The organism is Hymenobacter guriensis (assembly GCF_015773195.1).
Classification (GTDB): Bacteria; Bacteroidota; Bacteroidia; order Cytophagales; family Hymenobacteraceae; genus Hymenobacter; species Hymenobacter guriensis.
On record NZ_JADWYK010000018.1, the window covers coordinates 82984 to 90348 of the forward strand.

Annotated in this window: 7 protein-coding genes and 1 pseudogene; 3 read left to right on the plus strand and 5 right to left on the minus strand. The window is 61.6% G+C overall.

Going from position 1 to position 7365, the window contains the following annotated elements; translation table 11 throughout:
* Positions 1-332: 332 nt before the first annotated feature.
* The 5 genes and pseudogenes from I5L79_RS20900 to I5L79_RS20925 all read right to left on the minus strand — a co-directional run bounded on the left by I5L79_RS20900 (position 333) and on the right by I5L79_RS20925 (position 5157).
* Complete coding sequence (locus tag I5L79_RS20900) at positions 333-581, minus strand: hypothetical protein (protein ID WP_196957032.1); 249 nt, start codon at positions 579-581, stop codon at positions 333-335.
* Between the two features lie 431 nt (positions 582-1012).
* Positions 1013-1324, minus strand: a complete 312-nt coding sequence (locus I5L79_RS20905; protein WP_196957033.1) for a hypothetical protein — start codon at positions 1322-1324, stop codon at positions 1013-1015.
* A gap of 251 nt (positions 1325-1575) precedes the next feature.
* Positions 1576-2415: pseudogene (locus I5L79_RS20915) on the minus strand (P-type ATPase).
* A gap of 334 nt (positions 2416-2749) precedes the next feature.
* Positions 2750-4216, minus strand: a complete 1467-nt coding sequence (locus tag I5L79_RS20920; RefSeq protein ID WP_196957035.1) for a BON domain-containing protein — start codon at positions 4214-4216, stop codon at positions 2750-2752.
* Positions 4217-4290: 74 nt separating this feature from the next.
* Positions 4291-5157, minus strand: a complete 867-nt coding sequence (locus tag I5L79_RS20925) for a universal stress protein (protein ID WP_196957036.1) — start codon at positions 5155-5157, stop codon at positions 4291-4293.
* Between the two features lie 158 nt (positions 5158-5315).
* Between I5L79_RS20925 and I5L79_RS20930 the strand changes: the two genes are divergently transcribed.
* The 3 genes from I5L79_RS20930 to I5L79_RS20940 form a co-directional block, all read left to right on the plus strand.
* Positions 5316-6359 carry a 2-hydroxyacid dehydrogenase gene (locus I5L79_RS20930; RefSeq protein WP_196957037.1) on the plus strand — a complete coding sequence of 348 codons (1044 nt, stop codon included), beginning with the start codon at positions 5316-5318 and terminating at the stop codon, positions 6357-6359.
* Positions 6360-6557: 198 nt separating this feature from the next.
* The gene (locus I5L79_RS20935) at positions 6558-7085 is read left to right on the plus strand and encodes a hypothetical protein (protein WP_196957038.1); all 528 of its coding nucleotides are present in this window, start codon (positions 6558-6560) and stop codon (positions 7083-7085) included.
* A gap of 109 nt (positions 7086-7194) precedes the next feature.
* On the plus strand, positions 7195-7365 hold a 171-nt coding region (locus tag I5L79_RS20940), incomplete at its 3' end, for an ATP-binding protein (RefSeq protein WP_196957039.1).

Genomic DNA, 7365 nt, shown 5'->3' on the forward strand with positions numbered 1-7365 from the left:
GATCCAGCTTCAATGCAACTTCGCTCAGCAGGAAAAGGGCAATGCCGAGTGATGTTGCCTTCAAGGCGTATTGTTTGCCACAATGAATACAAGGGCGTACAGCAGAGAAGCGTAGTGGCTGCCGGCCACTACACTCCTTCAGGCATCACGGGCAAGTACCCTCAGCATGAAAAGGAGCCCGGATTTCATGTCGAAACTGGTCAGGAAATCAAGCCGACCAGCAGGTTAGGAAAAGGCTGAAAAAAGTTGTGCCGCGCATAGAACAGACGAACTGTTACATGCGCGGCAGGACGAACAAAAAACGGCGCTTTAACCCGATGCGCCCGTACGCTTTAATTCAGCCAGACTTCGGCCACCGAGCTAAAGCGGTGCGCGGCGAAAGCGCCGTATGGAGCCTCGGCGTAAAAGCCCAACACGTGCACCTGGGGCTGACCGGTACGGGCATTGCGCCGGTACTGCACGGGGTAAACGTGACCAAGCTCGGGCCATTCGCCTACGTAGTCGGCAGGTCGGCAACTAGCATCAACGCACCGGGCAAACTGCTGAACGGGAACGGGTACAGGAAACTTGACTTTTGACATATCCAAAGATACGAATACTGCAGCAAACTAACAATATTAGGTAATAGTGAATTGTGAAATATTTCCTATGCAATCGGCTTTAATCTCGATTTAATAGTATATTTATGCTATTTTTATGACTTCTGATAAGAGTATAAAAAGTATATACGCGAGATGCAGGCCATATGGATTTGCTAAAATATTTAGCATAATAGTATTGCCGCTTTTCTGCTAGTTTCTATGGGTTTTCTGCAACTCCTGGAGCCAACATTCTGGAGTTGCCGTAATCAAGCGCCTGTTATCGATGGATCGATCTTCGTAAGCAGATGCCAGCCGTGGACCGCTGGATGAGAGCCAGCAGCTAAGGCCATGGTAACACGCGAATTAATAATTAGCCACTTGTGGCGACACCGGCCAGCTTGAGGGAAAAGCAACGAAGAGTTTCCAGCTGCCTAAAACTTCCGGGCGTGGCAGGCTATACAGTCTGCCGCCGTGGGAAGCATGTTCGCGTGCTTGTTGATGGCCCCATCCATTGCCTGACGGAACGCTACGAGCAGCTTCTCACGCTCGGCCGTCGGCATGTTTTGCAGCACCTGCTCAATAGCGGCCCGGTAGACGTGCGCCATGAAGTTGGGGCCGTAGGCGGCAAAAAAACCGTTATGCAGCCGGTCAAATGTTGCTTTTTCCGACGTGGAAATCGACTGCGAAAGTGCCAGCCATTCCTTCGCGTTGTTGTCCAGGCTGAGTTGTAAGGCTTCATTCATGAGGTGGTGAGTAGGGAAGAAAGTGAAGGCAAACTGCCTCGGAGCTGCTGCCCGGTTGTGCCTGCCGGTAGCGCATCAGCAAGATTACGCCTTGCCTGGCGGCCCTGGCATGAGCCGCGTCATGGCCGGGCATGACTTTCACTCCGAAACGCGGGCCAGCCGCTCGGTATCGGTGCCTTCCCGGTTATGCTGAATGGCCTGGAAGCCGGCCGGATTCCCGCGCTTGACTCTTCCAAGGCCCGCGCGGCGCGCTACTTCACACTTAGGTTTGTCGCTGTCTTCTGGTTGGGCAATGATGGAGAACGGCCAAGCCAGTGGCTCAATAATGGCCCCACCAGCAAAACCACGCCGGCCAGCCCTACCGTGAGCAGCACCAGCTGGCGGGTGAGGCGGGCCAGCTTGGCTTCGAGCGGGGTAGCGGTGCGCTCGGCCTGCTGCATAAGCCGGGCAATTTCGCCCAGTTGGGTGCCACCGCCTACGCCCGTGACGGTGGCTCGGCCCGTGCCGTTGACTACGACGGTTCCTTTGAAAAGCCGATTGATTTACTCGGCTAGCGGAGCCGCCGCGCCGGGCGCTACCAGCGTTTTGCTGACCGGCATCGACTCGCCCGTCAGCGTGGATTCATTGACCTGCAGCTGCTGGGCCTCGAACAATTCCGCGTCGGCGGCTACTACCTCGCCGGCTTCTATCAGCAGCACGTCGCCCACAGTTACCTGGTCGGAGGGCACGGCGCAGGGGTGGCCGTTGCGCAGCACCCGGGCCGAAGTCAGGCCCATACGGCGCAGGGCCGTCATAGAAGCCTGGGCATTCCATTCAAGCCAGAACCCGCTGCCGGCGTTTATCAGGATGACGGCCAGAATAGCGTAGCCCTCGGCATAGTCGTGGAAGACAAAGGAGAAAACGGCGGCGGCACCCAGCACGGCCACAATCAGGCTGCGAAACTGCCGCTGCAGCACCCGCGTCCAGGAATCGGGCGGGGTGGCCTCCACGGCATTGGGGCCGTAGCGCCGCAGCCCTTCCTGCGCTTCGGCTTCGGTGAGGCCGCGGTGCGTGGTAGGCGGGGCAATAGGCAGCTCAAGTACTTCGGGCATTACAAATCGGGCAAATACCGGCCGGGTATGGAGGCGGCTGGGTGGAGTCGAGGGCTAAAAAGAGCAGCCCGGCCACCTTGGTGGCCAGGCTGCTAGCAGGCTAGGTTGGTCCTAAAGCCGTTAGCTTATTTTCCCGTCGAACCGCTCGGCATTGAAGTCCCGGGCATCACCGGCGGCCTCGGTGAGGGTATCGTTGAGCTGGTGGTTTACTTCGTGCAAGACCTGCGCCGCGTTGCTGCTGCTGGGAAAGCGTGGCGGGAGCTGCCCGGGTTTTGCGTCGCGCGGGTATCGGCCGGGCGGGTTTCCGCGGAAGAATAGGAAGTGGACCGATACCTCATACCGCTTGTGGCTGGCTGAGAAGAGGCGTCAGGCGCAGGTGGTTGTTTACATCCTGGGCTCCGCAGTTGTAGGCTTCCACGGCGGCACTTTTGCGGTCCAGCAGCGTATCTACGGTGCCTGTGAGTGTCACGCGGCCTTTGCGCACGTCAATCGTAATGTCCTGATCGTGCAGCAGAGCCGACCAGGCGTAGTGGTAGCGGATGCGCTGCTGCAGCAAATGGTCGGGCTCCAGGCTGCGGAAGGGCGCGTGCCCCTGCCCTATGCTGGTGGCAGTGTCTTCTGCCACGCCCGGCTCATGTTTTTCAGGCACGATCTGCACGTGGTTGGTCAGGGCCACCACGCCGCTGATACCGGACACAACATCGGCTGCCCGCTCCAGGTCGAAGTGCGTAGCCACGGTGCCGTAGAGCTGCACCAGTCCGTCGGTTACTTTCACCACGAACGTGTAGCGCCCCACAAACAGGTCGTCTGCGAGGGCCGCCTGCACCTGGTCGAGGGTGAATTCGTCGGGCGCCGGGTTCTGCACACGCACCTGCAGCAGGTTGTGCACCTGGCCCACACCCACCACGTTGCGGGCATCCTGCTCGGCCGCGTGCCGCGACTTCAGGTTGCTCATGGCGCCCAGCAGCGTCACCTCCCCGTCGCGCACGTGCACGGTCAGCGCCAGGAAGTCCACGCGCGGGTCGTAGCGCAGCGTGTCGCGAATGGCCTGCGCCATGTCCTCATCGGTTTTGGGAGCAAACTTCTGCCGGCGCAGCTCCTTATCCACGGCCCAGTAGGCAATAAACAGGTCGCGGGCTTCTACGCGGGCGGCCCCGGCCACGTAGGCGGTGGTTACTACCTGAGCGTGCTCGGCGGCCGTGCCCACGGTACCCGTTATGTGCACTACGCCGTGGTCGGTGCGAATGTCAATCAGCGTACTTTTCACGCGGATATCCCAGGCCAGAAATTCCCGGATCTGATTGGTAGTTTCCTCGTCGGTATTGTCGAGCACGCCGCCCAGCACCAGCAGGCGGTTCTGAAGCCGGCGCACGCCCGGCACCCCGAAGACGACCCGTAGCACCAGCTGCTGCTCGGCCCACGACTGCACCGAGCCATTCAGGGTGATTTCGCCATCGTGGGCCGAGCATTGCAAGGCATACGTGCCGGCGGCCGGGTCCTGGGCTAGGGCCTGCTCCACCCGCTGCTGCAGCACCTCATCCGGCACATCGGGGGTAAGGATGCTGATTTCATCGATAACCCCACGGACGCCCCGCACGGCTTTGGCCATGTCCTCGGCCCGCTTCCGGGAAAGCAGGCTGTCGGTAAAGCCCGTCAGCTCCACGATACCGTCGCGGCAGGTGACTTCGAGCAGGGAAGCGGCCACGCCTTTTTTCTGCTGAAACAGCCGTTCGATGGCCAGCTTGATGTCGGCATCGGCCAGCAGCTCTTCCGGGGCAAGAGGGGTAGATTGGTAGTTCATGGGAAAGGACTGAAAAAGGTGAGGGAGATGGGCAGGGCGCTACATCAACGATACAAAAGCCTAGGGCTGGTTGGCTAGTGGTTGTATTGCCCGGCCGCATGCAGGGAGATTTTTGGGCCCGTAGCTTCTGTCGTAGCCGGGAGCAGCAACACCGGGACAGCGCTGTGGAGCACTACCTGGGCGGTGACGCTGCGGTGAAAAAGCCGCCCGAAAAAGCTGCGGGGGCGGGCAATGAGCACGAGTAGATCGGGGTGGAAGGTGGCGGCCGTCGTGGCAATGCCCCGGGCGGGGTCGGCGTCCGTGACGCGGTGCAGCAAAGGCAGCGGCATTTCGATAGTGATACCCGTCTGCAGCACCGCGTCCAGTGCCTGCGTGTGTGAGGCCTGACGGCCGGGCGGGGCCACATGCACGACCGATAACCGGACGTTCAGGGCATTGAACAGGTGACGAACTGACCCGGCATTCTCCCCTAAGGAAAACGGCTCGTCATCGGCCGCCAGCAGCGCATAGTGCGGCGCCGCCGGGAGCGTAGCAGCATACGGCACCACCAGCAGCGGATGGGACGTTATCTGCAACACATCCACTGCAGAGGAGGAAATAAGCTCTTCGGGCACGTCTTCGGTCGGCTGCCGCCCCACCACTATCAACGCCGGCTGGTGCCGATCTGCTACTTCCGCTACTGCCACCGCCAGCGTTCCGGCACAAACCTCCGCCTGGGCCGGAACGCGGAGCCCGTGGATGCGGGTACTGAGGGCCAGCGTTATCGCCTGCTGGTCGGGGCGGGGCCCGGCAAGCAGCTCCGGGTCCAGCAGGGAGGTGTGGGTATCTACGTGCAGCACTACGAGGTGAGCCCCCAGCGGCTTGGCAAGAACCGCCGCGTAAGCCAGGGCGTGGTCGGCCGCGGCCGAGAAATCAGTGAGAACCAGGATACAGGCAGACATGGCAGCAGGGATAAAGAAGAAGGAGGTAACCAAGTTTTACAAAGCTTGGCCTTTACCGGGCCGGATGCCTTGACACAGGTCATGCCCGGGCATGACGTTGCTCATTCTTTTGCCGGCCGCAGCCTCGCACCTTTGCTTTCGTACCTCACTGCTGCCTTATGAAAACCACCGTCTTTAGCGCCAAGCCTTTTGAGCAAGCTTACCTGAGCGAGGCACTCGGCCCCGGGCATCCGCTGCGCTTTATCGAGGCTAACCTGAGCGTGGAAACGGCGGCGCTGGCGCGGGGCTCGGAGGCGGTAGCCATTTTCAGCACCGATGACGCCTCCGCCCCGGTGCTGGATGCCTTGCACGCGCAGGGCGTGCGGTTTATTTCCATCCGGGCCACCGGCCACGACCAGGTAGACCTGCCGCACGCCCAAACGCTGGGCCTGCGCGTGGCCAACGTGCCCGAGTACTCACCCTACGCCATTGCCGAGCATGCCCTGGCGCTGATGCTGGCCCTCAACCGCCGCCTGATTCAGGCCGACCGCCAGCTGCGGGCCTACGACTTCCGCCTCGACGAGCTGATCGGCTTCGATTTGCACGGCAAAACCGTCGGCATCATCGGGCTGGGGCACATTGGTGGCATCGTGGCGGGCATTCTGAGCGGCTTTGGCTGCCGGCTGCTGGGCTACGACCCGCTGCCCAACCCGGAGCTGACCGTGCGCCACGGCCTTACCTATACCACGTTGGAGCAACTGTGCGCCGAGGCCGACATCATCACCCTGCATGCGCCCATGACCCCGCACGCGCCTTACCTGATTGATGCCCCGCGACTGGCCCAGATGAAGAGGGGCGTGATGCTGATCAATACCAGCCGCGGCGCCGAGCTGGATACCGCCGCCGCCCTCGATGCCCTGGACTCGGGGCAGCTGGGCTACCTGGGCCTGGATGTGTATGAGCACGAGAAGGCGCTGTTTTTCCGGGACCATTCCCGGCGGCCGCCCGTCGATGCGCTGTTTGCCCGCCTGCTGTCTTATCCCAATGTGCTTGTGACCGGGCACCAGGCGTTTCTGACCCGGGAGGCGCTGCAGAATATTGCCGCCACCACCCGCCAGAACCTCGACGGCTGGGCCGCTGGTGAGGTGCTGGATACCGAGCTTACCCACGCCGCGCCAGCCCAACCGGTGCAGGCCGAACTCAGGCCGGTACTACAGGCCTAAGCCGCCGGATTTTTCGTCTTCTCTGTTTTCCACCCGGTTTTCCCTCTTTTTTATGGAACCTGCCTCATCGGCTGAGCGCGACACCGCCACCCGCGACACGCTCATCATTTATGCCTTTATGAGTACGCTGGTAGCGCTGGTTGCCGTGTTCCTCGGGCTGCGCTAAGCGGCTGTTTGCTCACCTTCATTTTCCCTTCTATGAAATCCCCCAGGCAAGTTCTGACCGCCCAGCTCACGGCCGCCGTGGCGCCCCACGTCATTCCCAACGGCTCAGCTCCGGCGTCAAAAGCCGTGGCAAAAACCCTGCGGCAGCTATCCGGCCAGCTCCTGAAGCAGCAGGCCCGGCAGGTGAAAGCCGATGAGCGGGCGGCACGGCCTACCAAAAAGATGATGCGCAAGGCATTGGCCGGCGAGCTGACCGCCTTGCTGCACCCGCTGCTGGGCGAGCAGGAAAAGCCCGCTAAATCCTTGCGCAAAGCTGTGCTGCAGCTCGCCGGGCAGGTGCTCAAGCAGCGCCGCCCGGAAGTCGGGTCGAGCGACAAAGCTGCCCGAAAAGCCGCCAAAAGCGTAGCTACCGCCAAGCCAGCGGCCGCACCAATAGCTAAAGCACCCAGCGCCCGGCCGGCGGCACGTCGCCCGACTGCCTCTACACAGCCAGCCGGGAAGCCAACGCTTGTTCCGGTAGCTACCACCAAAGGCACTATGGTGGTGGCCACCACGGAGTAGCCAGCCGGCCGTTACGGCTTTTCTCACCAAGCGGGCCCGGTAGCTATCCAGCCAGTCAGGTTGGATAGCTACCGGGCCCGCTTGGTGCTAATGAACGGCATAGAACCGCTTGCTTGCGTCTTGCCGCCTGCTCTCCAACGCCCTGGAGTACTCGGGCGAAAACTCGGTGGTGCGCCTGGGGGCGGCCTGTGGCGCGGGCCAGCTCACGCTCACCGTGCAGGACCAGGGCGTGGGCATTTCGGAGGAAGACCAGGCCCATTTGTTCGAGCGGTTTTTCCGG